The sequence below is a fragment of the Pseudolysinimonas sp. genome (assembly GCF_057350545.1).
Map to the genome: position 1 here is coordinate 20860 of NZ_JBMRCP010000049.1, position 15497 is coordinate 36356.

The following is a 15497-nucleotide window of genomic DNA, read 5'->3' on the forward strand; positions in this document are numbered from 1 at the left end:
TCCAGCCTACTTCGCTGCGCGGCGACTGCCGGTCGGGGTGGCGGGCGGGACGAGCTCGGTGTAGACGGCGCGCGTGCGCTCGGCGATCGAGGCCCAGCTGAACTCGGCCTCCGCGCGGCGACGACCGGCGATGCCCATCTCGCGGGCGGCGGCGGGGTCGGCCACGACCGCGGTGAGCGCGGCGGCGAGGTCGGCGATGAACCGCTGCGGGTCGACGGGCGTGCCGGTGCCGTCGTCGAGCTGCTGGATCGGCACGAGTCGCCCGGTGACGCCGTCGGCGACGACCTCGGGGATGCCGCCCGTCGCCGTGCCGACGACCGGGAGCGCACACGCCATCGCCTCGAGGTTGACGATGCCGAGCGGCTCGTACACGGACGGGCAGACGAACGTGGTCGACGCCGAGAGCAGCGCGGCGAGCTCGGGCTGTGCGAGGAGGCGCTCGATCCAGATGACTCCCGTGCGCTCGGCCTGGAGGGCGGCGACACCGGCCTGGACCTCGGCGAGGATCTCGGGGGTGTCGGGCGCGCCGGCGCAGAGGATGAGCTGCACCTCGGGGGGCAGCAGTCGGGCCGCCGCGAGCAGGTACGGGAGCCCCTTCTGCCGGGTGATGCGACCCACGAAGATGACCGAAGGGCGGGTCGGGTCGATGCCGAAGGAGCGGACCACCTCGGGGTCGTCGACCGGGCGCCAGCGCTCGAGGTCGATGCCGTTGTGCACGACCCGCACCTTCGCGGGGTCGATCGCCGGGTAGGAGCGCAGGATGTCGGCCCGCATCCCGTGGCTCACCGCGATGACGGCGTCGGCGGCCTCGAAGGCGGTGCGCTCGATCTCGCTCGAGATGCGGTAGCCGCCGCCGAGCTGCTCGGCCTTCCACGGCCGTAGCGGCTCGAGGCTGTGCGCGGTGACGACGTGCGGGATGCCGTGGAGCAGTTTGGCGAGGTGGCCGGCGCCGTTGGCATACCAGGTGTGCGAGTGCACGAGGTCGGCGCCCTCGACGTCCTGGGCGATCTGCAGGTCGACACCGAGCGTCGCGAGAGCCGGGTTCGCGGTCGTCAGCTGCGGCGGCACGAGATAGGCGTGCACATCGGATTCGTCGCGCGGCATCCCGAAGCAGCGCACGACGACGTCCACCGATTCGCGCGGGGCACCGCCGTCGGAGGCGGCTCGAAGAGCACTGACGAGCTCCGCCACGTGCACCCCGGCGCCACCGTAGACCTCCGGCGGATACTCCCGGCTTACCACGTCGACTCGCATTCAGAGAACGCTAGTACACGCCTCCGGGAGCGGCCCTACTGTTGACCCATGGTGGCCAAGAAGGTGTTCGGGATCGTCCTCGCGGGCGGCGAGGGGAAGCGGCTCATGCCGCTCACGGCGGATCGGGCGAAGCCCGCGGTGCCGTTCGCCGGCGGCTACCGCCTCATCGACTTCGCGCTGTCGAACCTCATCAACTCGGGCCTGCGCCAGGTGGTCGTGCTCACGCAGTACAAGTCGCACTCGCTCGACCGCCACGTCTCGCAGACCTGGCGGCTCTCGGGGCTGCTCGGCTCGTATGTGGCATCCGTCCCCGCGCAGCAGCGCCTCGGCAAGCGCTGGTTCTCCGGGTCGGCCGACGCCATCCTGCAGAGCCTCAATCTGCTGCGCGACGAGAAGCCCGACATCGTCGTGGTCGTCGGTGCCGACCACGTCTACCGCATGGACTTCAGCCAGATGGTGGATGCCCACATCGCGTCGGGCGCGGGCGTCACGGTCGCCGCCATCCGGCAGCCGATCTCGCTCGCCGACCAGTTCGGCGTCATCGAGCTCGAGTCCGACGACTCGACGAAGATCGGCGCGTTCCGCGAGAAGCCGAAGGACGCGACCGGACTCGCCGACTCCCCCGACGAGATCCTCGCTTCGATGGGCAACTACGTCTTCGACGCCGACGTCCTCATCGAGGCCGTGCAGCGCGACGGCGACCGTCCCGACTCGAACCACGACATGGGCGGCGACATCGTGCCCGACTTCGTCGCCCGCGGTGCCGCCCACGTGTACGACCTCAAGGACAACGACGTGCCCGGGGCGACCGACCGCGATCGCTACTACTGGCGCGACGTCGGAACGATCGACTCGTTCTTCGAGGCGCACCAGGATCTCATCTCCGCGCTCCCCGTGTTCAACCTGTACAACCGCGACTGGCCGATCTTCAGTCAGCAGCTCAACTCCCCGCCGGCGAAGTTCGTGCGCGACGGACAGAACGCGATCGGCACCGCGATCGACTCGATCGTCGCCCTCGGGTGCGTCGTTTCGGGCGGGCACCTGGAGCGCAGCGTTCTGGGTCCGTGGAGCACGGTCGGCTCGGGCGCGAGGGTGATCGACTCGGTCGTCTTCGAGCGTGCGCGCATCGACGATCGGGCGATCGTGCAGCGCGCTATCCTCGACAAGGACGTCGTCGTCGAAGCCGGTGCCACCGTCGGCGTCGACCATGACGCCGATCGGCGCCGCGGCTTCACCGTCACCGATTCGGGTATCACCGTGGTCGGCAAGGGCGTGCACGTCACGTCTTAGCGAATCCGGCGGCGCCCGGGCTCCGCTCGTCCGCGTCCCGCCGTTCGAAAGGCCCGACCCGCCCCATGGCCCGCTTCCTCGTCGTGCTCGATGTCGACTCCACGCTCATCGAGGACGAGGTGATCGAACTCCTCGCGGAGGAGGCCGGCTCCGGGGAGCGGGTCGCCGAGATCACGTTCCGGGCGATGAACGGCGAGATCGACTTCGAGCAGAGCCTGCGCGATCGGGTCGCGACCCTCGCGGGGCTCCCGGAGTCGGTCATCGAGGTCGTCCGGTCGCGCGTCACCGTCACCCGCGGCGTGCCAGAGCTCATCGCGGGGGTCCATGCCGCCGGGGGCGAGGTGGCGGTCGTGTCGGGTGGTTTCCACGAGGTCATCGACCCGCTCGCGCGCGAGCTCGGCCTCGACCATTGGCGCGCGAACCGGCTCGCGGTCGCCGACGGACGCCTGACCGGCGAGGTCGTGCCGCCCGTCATCGACGCGGCCGCGAAGGCCGACGCGCTCCGCGAGTGGGCCGCGGGCGCGGGCATCCCGATGCGTCAGACGGTCGCGGTCGGCGACGGTGCCAACGACCTGCCGATGATGGCCATCTGCGGGCTCTCCGTCGGGTTCGACGCGAAGGCCCCCGTGCGCGACGTCGCCGACGTGCTGCTCGACGAGCGCGACCTCGAGATGCTGCTTCCGGCGCTGGGGCTCGCCCGCTCGGTGGTCGAGTAGCCGCGAAGCGGCGTGTCGAGACTCAGTGACCCATGCCGAGGCCGCCGTCGACCGGGATGACCGCGCCGGAGATGTAGCCCGCGTCGTCGCCGGCGAGCCACACGACGACCTTCGCCACCTCGGAGGGGGTCGCGAAGCGGCCGGCGGGGATGGACTTCTTGTAGTCGGCCTGGGTCTGCTCCGGAAGTTCGGCCGTCATGTCCGTCTCGATGAACCCCGGCGCGACGACGTTCGCCGTGATGCCGCGGCCGCCGAGCTCGCGCGTGATCGAGCGTGCCATGCCGACGAGGCCCGCCTTCGACGACGAGTAGTTCACCTGGCCGGGGCCGCCGAAGAGGCCGACGACGCTCGAGATGAGGATGATGCGGCCGAATCGGGCCTTGAGCATGCCCTTCGAGGCGCGCTTGACGACCTTGAAGGAGCCGCCGAGGTTGGTGTCGACGACGTCGTCGAAGTCGTCGTCGCTCATCCGCATGAGCAGCGTGTCGCGGGTGATGCCGGCGTTGGCCACGACGACCTCGACCGGGCCGAGCTGCTGCTCGACCTCGGCGAACGCGGCGTCGAGAGCGGCACCGTCGGTGACGTCGGCGCGCACGGTGAGAGCACCTTCCGGCCCCTCCCCCGAGCGGGCGGTGACCGCGACGCGGTGACCCTGAGCGACGAACTCCGCGGCGATCGCGTGGCCGATGCCACGGTTGCCGCCGGTGACGAGGACGGTGCGGGGAGCCATTCCGCCAGCCTAGCGAGGGCGACGAGCGTAACCTGATGTCAGGACACCATGCGCAACCGCCCCGTCGTCATCACCGAGCTGCCGCTCTCGCCCGCCGAGGAGCAGGCCGGACGCATGCGCCGGTACGCGATCACGATGGGCATCCGCACGCTGTGCGTGATCGCCTGCATCTTCACGCCCGGGTGGTGGCTCCTGATCCCGGCGCTCGGCGCGATCTTCCTGCCGTACGTCGCCGTCGTGCTCGCGAACGCCGTCGGCGGTCGGCGGAGCGCCCCCGTCGAGGGCCCCGGCGGGATCGTGCCCCGCGACCCGTCGTGATCGGCGACGCCGCCGCGGTGCAGTGCTCCTCGGCGGGCTGCTCCGCGTCCGCCGCCTGGCGTGTCAACTGGCGCAACCCCCGCATCCACTCGGCCGACCGCGTGAAGGTGTGGCTCGCGTGCGGCGACCACCGCGGCTCGCTCGCGGACTACCTCGCGACGCGCGGTTTCCCCGTGCTCGTGACGGCGCTCGACGCGCCCGCCGAGCGCGTGCCCGACCTCCCCACCCCGGGCGTCGCCCGGTGAGCTGGATGCGCCGCTGGGGCGGCTACGTCGCCCTCACGGTGGTCTTCGCGCTCGCGTGCGGTCTGCTGTCGTGGTGGCAGTGGTCGCGACGTGCGGAGGCCGTCGAACGGGTCGACCGGATCGAGGCGAACTACGACGCCGCGCCCGAGGAGCTCGACGAGCTGCTGCCCGCACTCGACGCGATCGCCGATGCCGCGGAGTGGCACCCGGTGACGCTGCGCGGCGAGTACCTCGCCGACGAGCAGCTGCTCGTGCGCAATCGCCCCCGCAACGGGCTCGCCGGATACGAGGTGCTCGTCCCGCTGCTGCTCGACGACGGTCGGGTCTTCGTCGTCGATCGCGGGTGGGTGCCGGCGGGCGACGACCTCGAGGCCCCGGCCGCGGTGCCCGCGCCGCCGCGCGGCGACGTCGTCGTGGTCGCACGCCTGCGTTCGGGCGAGCCGGAGATCCCCGGACGCTCCGCACCCGAGGGGCAGCTCGCGACCGTGCACCTGCCGTCGGTCGCCGAGCTCGTCGACGCCCCGGTCTACTCGGGAACGTACGGCCTCGTCGTCGACGAGTCCCCGGCTGCCGCGGAGGCTCCGCTTCCCGCGTTCCGCCCCTCGCTCGACGAGGGCTCCCACCTGTCGTACGCGCTGCAGTGGATCGCCTTCGGCCTCCTCGCGTTCGTCGGACTCGCCTGGGCCGTGCGGCGGGAGCGCAAGATCGCGGCGGGAGCCTCGCCGGTGCGGCGCCGTGAGCGGGATGCCGAGATCGAGGACGCCCTGCTCGACGCGCGCAGCTGATCGCTACGCGAGCGCGATGAGGTCGGCGTAGCCCGGGTTCCAGTGGTCCTCGACACCGTCCGGCAGGATGAGCACCCGCTCGGGGTTGAGCGCCTCGACGGCGCCCTCGTCGTGTGAGACGAGCACGACGGCGCCCGTGTAACCCGCGAGGGCGCCGAGGATCTCGAGGCGGCTCGCCGGGTCGAGGTTGTTCGTCGGCTCGTCGAGCAACAGCACGTTGGCGCCCGAGACGACGATCATCGCGAGCGCGAGTCGGGTCTTCTCGCCGCCCGAGAGCACTCCCGCCGGCTTGTCGGCGTCGTCGCCCGTGAACAGGAAGGAGCCGAGCACGCGCCGGGCCTCCGTCGCGGTCAGGTGGGGGGAACCCGCGATCATGTTCTCCAGCACCGATCGCTTGACGTCGATCGTCTCGTGCTCCTGGGCGTAGTAGCCGATGCGCAGCCCGTGGCCGGGTTCGATCGTTCCGGTGTCGGGCTTGTCGACCCCGGCGAGCATGCGCAGGAGCGTCGTCTTGCCGGCGCCGTTGAGGCCGAGCACGACGACCTTCGAGCCGCGGTCGATCGCGAGGTCGACGGCCGTGAAGATCTCGAGCGAACCGTAGCTCTTCGAGAGGTTGTGAGCCATGAGCGGCGTCTTGCCGCACGCGACGGGATCGGGGAACCGCAGCTTCGCGACGCGGTCGGCGACACGTACCTCGTCGAGACCGGAGAGCATCTTCTCGGCGCGCGCGACCATCTGGTGGGCCGCGGCCGCTTTCGACGCCTTCGCGCCGAAGCGTGCGGCCTGCAGCTGCAGCTGCGTCGCCTTCTTCTCGACGTTGACGCGCTCCTTCTTGCGCCGCTCCTCGTCGGCCTCGCGCTGGCGGAGGTAGTGCTTCCAGCCCATGTTGTAGATGTCGATGACCTGGCGGTTCGCATCGAGATAGAAGACGCGGTTCACGACCTCGTCGACGAGGTCGACGTCGTGGCTGATCACGATGACGCCGCCAGCGTACCCCTTGAGGAACTCGCGCAACCACACGACCGAGTCGGCGTCGAGGTGGTTGGTCGGCTCGTCGAGGATCATGGTCTCGGCCCCCGAGAACAGGATGCGCGCGAGCTCGATGCGTCGGCGCTGACCGCCCGACAGGGTCTTGAGCTGCTGGTCGAGGATGCGGTCGGGCAGCGCGAGGTTCGAGGCGATGGATGCCGCCTCCGCTTCCGCCGCATAGCCCCCGAGGGCGAGGAAGCGGTCTTCGAGGCGGCCGTAGCGGTCCATCGCCGCGGCGCTGACCTTCTCGTCGGGACTCGCCATCTCGTCGGTGGCCGTGCGGAGGTCGAGCACGAGCCGTCCGAGGCCGCGGGCGTCGAGGATGCGGGTGCGGGCGGTGTCCTCCGGGTCGCCCGAGCGCGGGTCCTGCGGCAGGTAGCCGATCTCGCCGGTGCGCGTGATGACGCCTCCGGACGGCTGGGTCTCGCCGGCGAGTGTCTTGGTGAGTGTCGTCTTGCCGGCGCCGTTGCGCCCGACGAGGCCGATCTTGTCGCCCCTCTCGACGCGGAACGCCACGTCTTCCATGAGCAGGCGCGCGCCGACCCGGATCTCGAGGTCGGAGACGGCGAGCACGGCGGAGCCTTTCAAGAAGGGGGTGGATTTCGTGGAGGGTGTCGACAACGGACGCGTGCGACCCAGCCCGCTAGTCTAGCCGGAGCCCCGACAGGGTCGGCTGACCGAACAGGATTCTCTACCGCATGTCTGCGATCTCTTCCGCTGCTCCCCGTCTCGTCCTCGCCGACAGGGTGTTCGGCCGCACGCTCGCTCTCGACGTCGTGCTCGTCGTCGCCGGCGCGGCGCTCACCGCGCTCTTGGCGCAGGTCGCGGTGCCGCTCATCCCCGTGCCGGTGACGGGCCAGACCCTCGCCGTGCTGCTCGTGGGCGCGACCCTCGGCGCCGCGCGTGGCGCGATCTCGCTCGGGCTCTACGCCGTGGTCGGCATCCTGGGACTCCCGGTCTTCAGCGACTACGGCTCCGGCCTCGAGGTCGTGCTCGGCCCGACGGGCGGCTACATCCTCGGGTTCATCTTGTCGGCCGCGCTCGTCGGCTGGCTCTCCGAGCGCGCCTGGGAGCGGCAGGTGCTCAAGGCCCTCGCGACCTTCGTGGCCGGCACGCTCGTCGTCTTCGCGGTCGGACTGCCGTGGCTCGCCGTCGTTCTGCAGCTCGACCTCGCCCAGACGCTCAACGCCGGCCTCTGGCCGTTCCTCGTCGGCGGCGCGATCAAGGCAGTCCTCGCCGCCGGCATCCTGCCGCTCGCGTGGTGGGGTGCCGAGAAGCTCGACACGGGCCGGAGCCCTCAGCCCGAGTGATGCCGGGGCGATGCCCCCAGTCCAGGTGAGATCAACGGCGTTGCGCAGGACTTCGGCGTCTTCGCACCCTACGATTCAGAGTCATGGAAGCCGTACGCCGCGCGGTCGTCATCGAGGATGACGACGACATCCGCCACCTGCTCGAAACCGTGCTGAGCCAGGCGGGCTTCGAAGTCACCGCGCGCTCCAACGGCTATGACGGCATCGAAGCGGTTCGTGCCGTCTCCCCGACCGTCATCACGCTCGACGTCAACATGCCGGGCATCGACGGTTTCGAAACGGCGAAGCGCATCCGGGCCTTCTCCGACTCCTACATCGTCATGCTCACCGCCCTCGGCGAGGAGATCGACACCCTTCAGGGTCTCGAGTCGGGAGCCGACGACTACATCACCAAACCCTTCCGACCGCGCGAGTTGCGCGCTCGCATCGAGGCGATGCTGCGTCGCCCGCGCGGCGGCGCCGCCCCGGCCGCCGAGCCCGTGAGCGCCGGGCGTCAGTTCGAAGCCCCCGCCGCCCCGACGCCGGCGGCGGCCGTGCCTCCCCCGGCCGCAGGCGGGTCCCCTTCCGCGGTCCCGGGCGAGCGGCTCGAGCACCTCGGACTCATGGTCGACCTCGGCACCCGACTCGCGCTCGCCGACGGTCAGGAGATCCCGCTCACGCGCAGCGAGTTCGATCTGCTCGCCGCCCTCATGCAGTCGGGTCGCCGGGTGCGCACGAAGGCCGATCTCGCGATCCTGCTGCGCAACGAGTCCTACGTGACCAACAACTTCGTCTCCGACGCCGACAAGCGCGGCATCGAGGTGCACATGGGCAACCTGCGCAAGAAGATCGGCGAGAACTCCCTCACGCCGCGCTGGATCGAGACCGTTCGAGGTGTCGGTTACCGCATGACGGGCTCCGACGGCGCGCTCTAGCCCGCCGCCCCGGCTCGAGCTCGCCGTCCTGTGCGTCAGGCGACGAGCATGGAGCGCCACCCGTCGGTCGCCTGTCGCAGCTCGGCGATCGACTCGGCGCCGATGCGCTCGAGGTGAATGGCGCCCGTGGCGGGAACGGTGCCGAGCTGCCGGGACTCCGCGTGCAGCTGCTTCGCCGCGGCGCTGAGGGTCATCGCGCCGACCATCGCGCTCGACGTCGAGAGGGTGAGGAGCGCCGCCAGCGCGTCGTCCACGGCGGGGCTCTCGACGGCGCGCAGCACGCGCGTACGGCGGGTCTCCCAGGCGTGCAGGAAGTCGTCGACGAAGCGCAGGCATGCCGCGACATCCATCGCGAGTTCGCGGGCGAGGTCGGGGATGCGCGCGACATCGATGTGCTGGTAGGTCACGCGGTCTTCCCTCTCCTGTCTCGTATCGGATGCACTGATCGCACCCCAGTCTGGCCGGTGCGGGTCACCGCAGGCTCAAGCAGCGGTCAGTTTTCGCTCAGCTTCGCCTCAGGTCGCGAGAGCGCATCCTGATGCCGCTCGGCGAGGGCGCGCGCGCTCGCCTTGTCGGCCGCGACGCCGTCCGCGGCCGCTCGGAACAGATCGTCGAAGCGCGCGCCACTCGTCCTGGTCGTCGCGATGCCCTTGAACGTCGAGGCGCGGAACCTGTCCTGCTCGTCGACGGGTGTGCTGAGCACGGAATCGCCGATGCGGTCGGCGATGGCCTCCACCGAGTCGCTCGTCGACAGCTCCATGACGAGCGCGAACCGGCGAGGCGAGAGGTGTCCGACGAGCGACGCCGTCGGGGCGTGCAGCAAGGCGACACGGCCCGTGAGTCGGATCGCGGAGTCTCCCGCGGCGCGACCGAAGGCGAGGTTCACCTCGGAGAGGTCGGCGAGCTCGACGAGCAGGAGGACGAGCGTCGTGCGACTGCGGATCGAGCGCACGAGCCACGACTCGGTGAGGGCCCGGAACTCGTCGCGACCGAGGATGCCGTCGATCGTGACCGTCGTCCCGTAGTCGGCGTCGCTCACCTCCCCGCGCCGGAAACGATCGGCCTGCATCGAGGAGAGTGTCATCGCGCCGAGCGCGGTGAGCGCGGTCTCGATGAGTGTCGAGGTCGCCGCGCCGTAGATCGCGTCCCACACCGGGTCGTCAGGTCCGAACAGCACGAATCCGACGGAGCGGGTCGCGTAGTAGACCGTCATGAGAGCGAGGCCGACGGCCAGCACGCGGGCGCTGGGGAGCCGTGCGAGCGAGCCCCGGGCGAACTCGAACGCGGAGAGTCCGCAGAACAAGGCCGCGCCGAGGAAGAGCATGAGTGCGCCCGTCCAGTAGCCGTAGCCGGGACCCTGCAGCAGGCCGACCACGATGGTCGCGATCGCGACGGCGAGCACGCCGACGACGAGCCCGCGCCGCTTGTTGGCACGCCGTGCCCCCGCCCAGACGAGTCCGAGCGATCCGACCAGAGCGCCGTTGCCCGCGGCGAACGCCCACCAGGCCTCCGTCGGCTGCGAAGCCCCGACGATGTAGGCGAAGAGCGCGAAGATCATGCCGATGAAGAACATGCTCCAGAGCCGGCCGACCTCGTCGCTGCGCCGGATGATCGTCTCGAGGAGGAACGCGATGCCGCAGACGAGCACGATGAGCGCGTTGACGATCGCGAGCGTGGTCAGGTCGAGGGTGAGGATCATGCCGCCACCGCCCCCTGCTCGGTCGACACGACGGCATCCCGCTCCGTCGGCACCGTGATACGGAACGTCGTGCCGATGCCGAGCTCGCTCGTCACCGTCAGGTCTCCGCCGTGGCGGTGGATGATCTCGCGCGTGATGTTGAGGCCGAGGCCCGTGCCGACGGTCGTCGACGTCCGGGCCGCATTCGTACGGTAGAACCTGTCGAAGATACGCGGCAGATCGCTCTCGGGGATGCCCTGTCCTGTGTCGCGCACCTCGACGAAGACGTGGCCGTCCTCGGCGCCGACGCTCACCACGACCGATCCCCACTCGAGGTTGTACTTGATCGCGTTCGTCACGAGGTTGTCGAGCACTTGCCGCATGCGCATCGGGTCGACGGTCGCGATGGCGGTCCCCGCGCCCTCGAGGGAGAGCTCGACCTCACGCTCGTCGGCCATGACCTGATGCGCCTCGACGGAGTCCCGGGCGATCTGGGCGAGATCGCACGACGAGAACGTCATCGCGAGTTGCTTGTCGGCGTCGCTCGCGGCACGCAGGAGGTCGGTCACGATCACGAGCAGCCGCTCGGAGTTGCCGTAGGCGACCTCGAGCATACGGCGCGTCTCGGCGCCCATCTGCTCGTCGTCGCGGGCGAGGTCGAGATAGCCGAGGATGGAGGTGAGCGGCGACCGCAGTTCGTGCGACACCGAGCCGACGAGGTCGTCGCGGGCCCGCACCGCCTCGAGCTCCTTCGTGATGTCGCTCAGCACGATGACGCCGCCGTCGTACTCGCCGTCGCGGTCGTGCAGGATGCGCGAGCTCACGGCGTGCGCGGCGCGGCGCTCCCCCGGCTCGCCGACCCAGACGATCAGGTTGTCGAAGGCCTGGCCGCTCAGGGCGCGGGTGAGAGGCCGGTCCTCGTCGGTGTACGGAGTCACGCCGTCCGCCTGATACACGAGCTCGTGGACGACGGCGTCCGGGTCGGTGCCGAAATCGGAGAGGTACTGCCGCTGACGGCGGTTGACGAAGGTCACCGTGCCGGTCTTGTCGAAGGCGATCACTCCGAAGTCGACGGCGTTGAGGAGTTCGTTGAGCACCTCCTCCTGGCGGCTCGCCTTCGCCAGTGCGGTCTGCACGAGCGCCGAGTGCTGCCTCAGGAGCGTCGACTGCGCGCGTGCACGTCGCGATCCGATGTAGACGGCGCTCGCGACGAAGGCGACCAGCACGGGCACGACGACGAAGCTCACGAAGTCTGCGCTTCCGAGCGGTTCCGGCCGCAGCAGGCGCAGCCCCCACATCACCGCGATCGTGCCCACGGCGCCCGCGATGGTGAGTCGACGGTCGAACGTGCGGGCGATCCAGATCATCGGCAGGAGCACGAGCAGCCCGACGCCCGTCAGCGGAGCCAGCTCGCGCAGCAGGATGATGCCCGCCAGGTTCACGAACGGCAGGAGTTTCCCCCAGGTGCGCGAGATCGAGTCCCAGGGGACGAGCGCCGCGAGAGCGGTGAGGACGAAGAAGAAGGCCACGACCGCGAAGAGCACGGGCTGCGCGTAGATGTCCGGTTGGACGATCACCGCGGCGAGAACCACCACGAGGATGGGGCCGCAGATCAGGAGCTGGGCAGAGAGAATCCCCGACGCGACCCGGCCGCGCTTCTGAGGACCTGAGGTCCGGTCTCCCCCCGGCACGGGTTCAGGCTAGTCGCGGCGGCACCGCTCACGCGCGTCCCCATCCTGGTGCCCTCAGAACTGGGGGCAGCAACCGCGAGCGCTGCGCGTCACATGCTGAAGCCGACCCGGCAGACGCCGGAGCGCTCGGTCGGCCGCCCTCGGCGCCCGACATCTGCCGCTGCGCGTCAGATGCTGAAGCCGAGCGCTCTCATCATGTCCCGGCCGTCGTCGGTGATGCGCTCAGGGCCCCACGGCGGCATCCATACCCAGTTGATCCGGAACCGGTCGACGATGCCGTCGAGCGACTGGCCGGTCTGCTCCTCGATGACGTCGGTGAGCGGGCAGCCTGCCGACGTGAGCGTCATCGAGATGATGAGCGCGTCGTTCTCGTCGTCCCACGTGAGGTCGTAGATGAGACCGAGATCGACGATGTTGACGCCGAGCTCGGGGTCGATGACGTCTTTGAGACCGTCCTCGACCTTGTCGAAGAGCTCCGGGGCGAGTGCGCTGGGCATTCTGCGTCCTTCCGTCGGCGGGCGGGATCGTTACGCGGTGACGTAGCGGTCGTAGCCCTCGTTCTCGAGACGGTCGGCGAGCTCGGGCCCGCCCTCCTCGGCGACCCGGCCGTCGACGAAGACGTGCACGAAGTCCGGCTTGATGTAGCGCAGGATGCGCGTGTAGTGCGTGATGAGCAGCACCCCGAGACCCGTCGCCGCGTGGGCGCGGTTGACACCCTCGGAGACGACCTTGAGCGCGTCGACGTCGAGACCCGAGTCGGTCTCGTCGAGCACGGCGAATCTCGGCTTGAGCAGTTCGAGCTGCACGATCTCGTGGCGCTTCTTCTCGCCGCCCGAGAAGCCCTCGTTGACGTTGCGCGCGGCGAACGATGGGTCCATCTTGAGGTCGGTCATCGCCTGCTTGAGGGTCGGACCCCAGGAGCGGATCGCGGGCGCCTCGCCGTCGATCGCGGTCTTCGCCGTGCGCAGGAAGTTCGCGACGGTGACGCCGGGGATCTCGACCGGGTACTGCATCGCGAGGAAGAGGCCCGCCCGGGCGCGCTCATCGACGCTCATGTCGAGCACGTTCTCGCCGTCGAACTCGATCGAGCCGCCGTCGACCGTGTACCGCGGGTGCCCGGCGATCGTGTACGCGAGCGTCGACTTGCCCGAGCCGTTGGGGCCCATGACGGCGTGGATCTCACCCGCGTTGACGGTGAGGTCGACCCCCTTGAGGATCTGCTTGCGGGCACCGTCGGCCTCGATGGAGACCTGGAGGTCGCGGATGATGAGGCTGCTGCCCGACTGAGGCGTGGTCATGAGATCTTCTCTCCGATGTAGACGTCGCCGTCGAGGATCTCGACCGCGAAGACGGGGACCGGCTCGTAGGCCGGGAGGGTCAGGGGCTTGCCCGTGGTGAGCTCGAACTTCGAGCCGTGGGCCCAGCATTCGAGGGTGTCGTCTTCGACGAAGCCCTCCGAGAGCGAGATGTCGCCGTGCGTGCAGGTGTCGCCGATCGCGTGGACGTCGCCCGCGGAGTCCATGACGACGGCGATCGCCGTGCCGTCGACGACGACCTTCCGGGCGGTCGAGACCGACAGGTCGGCGAGGGCGCACACCTTGGTGCTCATCGGGCGTCCTCCAGCTCCGCGACGAGGGCGGCGATGAGCCGTTCCTGCAGAACCGGCTCCGGGATGTGGTGCACGATCTCGAGCAGGAAGCCGAGCACCACGAGGCGACGTGCCTCCGCTTCGGGGATGCCGCGTGCCTGGAGGTAGAACAGGTGCTCGTCGTCGAAGCGACCGGTGGCGCTGGCATGGCCCGCGCCCGCGATGTCGCCCGTCTCGATCTCGAGGTCCGGGATGCTGTCCGCCCGTGTGCCGTCGGAGAGCACGAGGTTGCGGTTCTGCTCGTAGGTGTCGGTGCCCACGGCGGAACGGCCGATGAGCACGTCGCCGACCCAGACGGTGCGCGCGCCCTCACCGTTGAGCGCGCCCTTGTAGGTGACGCGACTGCGGGTGTGGGGCGCGTCGTGGTGCACGTAGACGCGCTGCTCGAGGTGCTGTCCGGCATCCGCGAAGTAGACGCCGTAGAGCTCGGCGTCGGATCCCTCTTCGGCGAGGTGGGCGGACGGGTTGACCCGCACGATCGCACCGCCGAGCGAGACGACGATGTGGGTGAGCTTCGCGTCCTTGCTCAGCCGGGCGAAGTGGCTCGCGAGGTGGCGAGCGCCGTCGGCCCACTCCTGCAGGCTCACGACGGTGAGGTCGGCGCCCGCGCCCACGAGGATCTCGACGTTCTCGGAGAGCGACGCGTCGCCGCGGCCGTCGAGCACGATGAGCCCGCGGGATGCCGGCGCGGCCTCGATGAGCACGTGCGCCGCGCGCGGGGTCGTGCCCAGTGCGGCCCGAGTGATCGTGAGCGCCTCGGTCTCACCCTCGACGGCGATGCGGAGCGCCTTCTCGAAGGTGCTCCAGGCGTTCGCCGCGGCACGCTCCTCGGGCAGTCCCGCCGAGCCGATGCGGGCATCCGTGCGATCGATCCACTCGACCGTCGTGCCCGCGACCTCGGGGTACTGGATCGCGTAGGGCGCGCCGTCGAGCGCGTCGTCGATGAGGTCGCGCAGCTTGTCGACGGGGGTGAGCTTCCAGTCGGCTTCCCAGCCCTCGACCTTCGGGAAGTCGGAGTGCTTCGCCGACTTCGGACGCTCCGAACGCGTCTGCACCGGCACGACAGGGCCGTCCGTGTGCGCGACGATTCCCAGCCGCTCAGCGGCTTCCGTACCTGCGGCCACTAGCCGACGCTGCCTTCCATGCTCATCTCGATGAGCTTGTTGAGCTCGAGCGCGTACTCCATCGGCAGTTCGCGCGCGATGGGCTCGATGAAGCCGCGCACGATCATCGCCATCGCCTCGTCTTCCGCCATCCCTCGGGACATCAGATAGAAGAGCTGCTCCTCGGAGACCCGCGACACCGTGGCCTCGTGGCCGAGCTGTACGTCGTCGACTCGGATGTCGATCGCGGGGTAGGTGTCGGAGCGCGAGATGGTGTCGACGAGCAGGGCGTCGCAGCGCACGGTGTTCGCCGAGTGGTGCGCGTTCTCGGCGACCCGCACCTCGCCGCGGTAACCCGCCCGTCCGCCGCCGCGCGCGATCGACTTCGAGACGATCGACGAGGTCGTGTAGGGCGCGAGGTGGATCATCTTGGCGCCGGCGTCCTGGTGCTGGCCGGGGCCGGCGAACGCGACCGACAGGGTCTCGCCCTTCGCGTGCTCGCCGACGAGGTAGATCGAGGGGTACTTCATCGTCACCTTGGAGCCGATGTTGCCGTCGATCCACTCCATCGTCGCGCCCTCGTGCGCGATCGCACGCTTGGTGACGAGGTTGTAGACGTTGTTCGACCAGTTCTGGATGGTCGTGTACCGGACCCGGGCGTTCTTCTTCACGATGATCTCGACGACGGCCGAGTGCAGCGAGTCCGACTTGTAGATCGGCGCCGTGCAGCCCTCGATGTAGTGCACGTAGGAGCCCTCGTCGGCGATGATCAGCGTTCGCTCGAAC

At 70.0% G+C, this 15497-nt stretch carries 18 protein-coding genes; 7 read left to right on the forward strand and 11 right to left on the reverse strand.

Features of this window, described 5'->3' with window-relative positions; genetic code table 11:
• Positions 1–6: 6 nt before the first annotated feature.
• Positions 7–1254 (reverse strand): glycogen synthase, encoded by a 1248-nt coding sequence (glgA, locus tag ACO1X9_RS07050; protein ID WP_486350111.1) that lies wholly within the window; start codon positions 1252–1254, stop codon positions 7–9.
• Positions 1255–1302: 48 nt separating this feature from the next.
• On the opposite strand from glgA, the gene ACO1X9_RS07055 reads away from it, so the two are divergent.
• Together ACO1X9_RS07055 and serB are read left to right on the forward strand one after the other, a co-directional pair.
• Positions 1303–2544, forward strand: a complete 1242-nt coding sequence (locus tag ACO1X9_RS07055) for a glucose-1-phosphate adenylyltransferase (RefSeq protein WP_486350112.1) — start codon at positions 1303–1305, stop codon at positions 2542–2544.
• Between the two features lie 65 nt (positions 2545–2609).
• Positions 2610–3260, forward strand: coding sequence for a phosphoserine phosphatase SerB (gene serB / locus ACO1X9_RS07060; protein WP_486350113.1), 651 nt, complete (start codon positions 2610–2612; stop codon positions 3258–3260).
• 22 nt (positions 3261–3282) lie between these two features.
• Here the strand turns inward: serB and fabG are convergent, their stop codons facing one another.
• The gene (gene fabG, locus ACO1X9_RS07065) at positions 3283–3990 is read right to left on the reverse strand and encodes a 3-oxoacyl-ACP reductase FabG (RefSeq protein ID WP_486350114.1); all 708 of its coding nucleotides are present in this window, start codon (positions 3988–3990) and stop codon (positions 3283–3285) included.
• Positions 3991–4038: 48 nt separating this feature from the next.
• On the opposite strand from fabG, the gene ACO1X9_RS07070 reads away from it, so the two are divergent.
• The 3 genes from ACO1X9_RS07070 to ACO1X9_RS07080 are packed head-to-tail and all read left to right on the forward strand — an operon-like array spanning position 4039 to position 5338.
• Positions 4039–4308, forward strand: a complete 270-nt coding sequence (locus ACO1X9_RS07070) for a DUF3099 domain-containing protein (RefSeq protein WP_486350115.1) — start codon at positions 4039–4041, stop codon at positions 4306–4308.
• A complete protein-coding gene (locus tag ACO1X9_RS07075) occupies positions 4305–4553 on the forward strand; it encodes a hypothetical protein (protein WP_486350116.1) in 249 nt (82 codons plus the stop codon). The genes ACO1X9_RS07070 and ACO1X9_RS07075 overlap by 4 nt, the downstream gene beginning before the upstream one ends.
• Before the next feature lie 5 nt (positions 4554–4558).
• A complete protein-coding gene (locus ACO1X9_RS07080) occupies positions 4559–5338 on the forward strand; it encodes an SURF1 family cytochrome oxidase biogenesis protein (RefSeq protein ID WP_486350128.1) in 780 nt (259 codons plus the stop codon).
• 3 nt (positions 5339–5341) lie between these two features.
• Here ACO1X9_RS07080 and ACO1X9_RS07085 read toward each other — a convergent pair whose 3' ends face one another.
• A complete protein-coding gene (locus tag ACO1X9_RS07085) occupies positions 5342–6940 on the reverse strand; it encodes an ABC-F family ATP-binding cassette domain-containing protein (protein WP_486350117.1) in 1599 nt (532 codons plus the stop codon).
• 125 nt (positions 6941–7065) lie between these two features.
• On the opposite strand from ACO1X9_RS07085, the gene ACO1X9_RS07090 reads away from it, so the two are divergent.
• Both ACO1X9_RS07090 and ACO1X9_RS07095 read left to right on the forward strand, forming a co-directional pair.
• A complete protein-coding gene (locus tag ACO1X9_RS07090) occupies positions 7066–7677 on the forward strand; it encodes a biotin transporter BioY (protein ID WP_486350118.1) in 612 nt (203 codons plus the stop codon).
• Between the two features lie 83 nt (positions 7678–7760).
• Complete coding sequence (locus tag ACO1X9_RS07095; protein ID WP_486350119.1) at positions 7761–8591, forward strand: response regulator transcription factor; 831 nt, start codon at positions 7761–7763, stop codon at positions 8589–8591.
• Between the two features lie 35 nt (positions 8592–8626).
• Here the strand turns inward: ACO1X9_RS07095 and ACO1X9_RS07100 are convergent, their stop codons facing one another.
• The 8 genes from ACO1X9_RS07100 to sufB form a co-directional block, all read right to left on the reverse strand.
• Positions 8627–8998, reverse strand: coding sequence for a hypothetical protein (locus tag ACO1X9_RS07100; protein ID WP_486350120.1), 372 nt, complete (start codon positions 8996–8998; stop codon positions 8627–8629).
• A gap of 86 nt (positions 8999–9084) precedes the next feature.
• A complete protein-coding gene (locus tag ACO1X9_RS07105) occupies positions 9085–10290 on the reverse strand; it encodes a diguanylate cyclase domain-containing protein (protein WP_486350121.1) in 1206 nt (401 codons plus the stop codon).
• Positions 10287–11960 carry a sensor histidine kinase gene (locus ACO1X9_RS07110; protein ID WP_486350122.1) on the reverse strand — a complete coding sequence of 558 codons (1674 nt, stop codon included), beginning with the start codon at positions 11958–11960 and terminating at the stop codon, positions 10287–10289. The genes ACO1X9_RS07105 and ACO1X9_RS07110 overlap by 4 nt, the downstream gene beginning before the upstream one ends.
• 167 nt (positions 11961–12127) lie before the next feature.
• Complete coding sequence (locus ACO1X9_RS07115) at positions 12128–12457, reverse strand: metal-sulfur cluster assembly factor (protein WP_486350123.1); 330 nt, start codon at positions 12455–12457, stop codon at positions 12128–12130.
• A gap of 30 nt (positions 12458–12487) precedes the next feature.
• Complete coding sequence (sufC, locus tag ACO1X9_RS07120; protein ID WP_486350124.1) at positions 12488–13258, reverse strand: Fe-S cluster assembly ATPase SufC; 771 nt, start codon at positions 13256–13258, stop codon at positions 12488–12490.
• Positions 13255–13569, reverse strand: coding sequence for a non-heme iron oxygenase ferredoxin subunit (locus ACO1X9_RS07125; RefSeq protein ID WP_486350125.1), 315 nt, complete (start codon positions 13567–13569; stop codon positions 13255–13257). The genes sufC and ACO1X9_RS07125 overlap by 4 nt, the downstream gene beginning before the upstream one ends.
• Positions 13566–14669, reverse strand: a complete 1104-nt coding sequence (gene sufD / locus ACO1X9_RS07130) for a Fe-S cluster assembly protein SufD (protein WP_486350126.1) — start codon at positions 14667–14669, stop codon at positions 13566–13568. Before sufD ends, ACO1X9_RS07125 begins: the two co-directional genes overlap by 4 nt.
• A 62-nt stretch (positions 14670–14731) precedes the next feature.
• The coding region (gene sufB / locus ACO1X9_RS07135; protein ID WP_486350127.1) for a Fe-S cluster assembly protein SufB at positions 14732–15497 on the reverse strand (766 nt) is incomplete at its 5' end.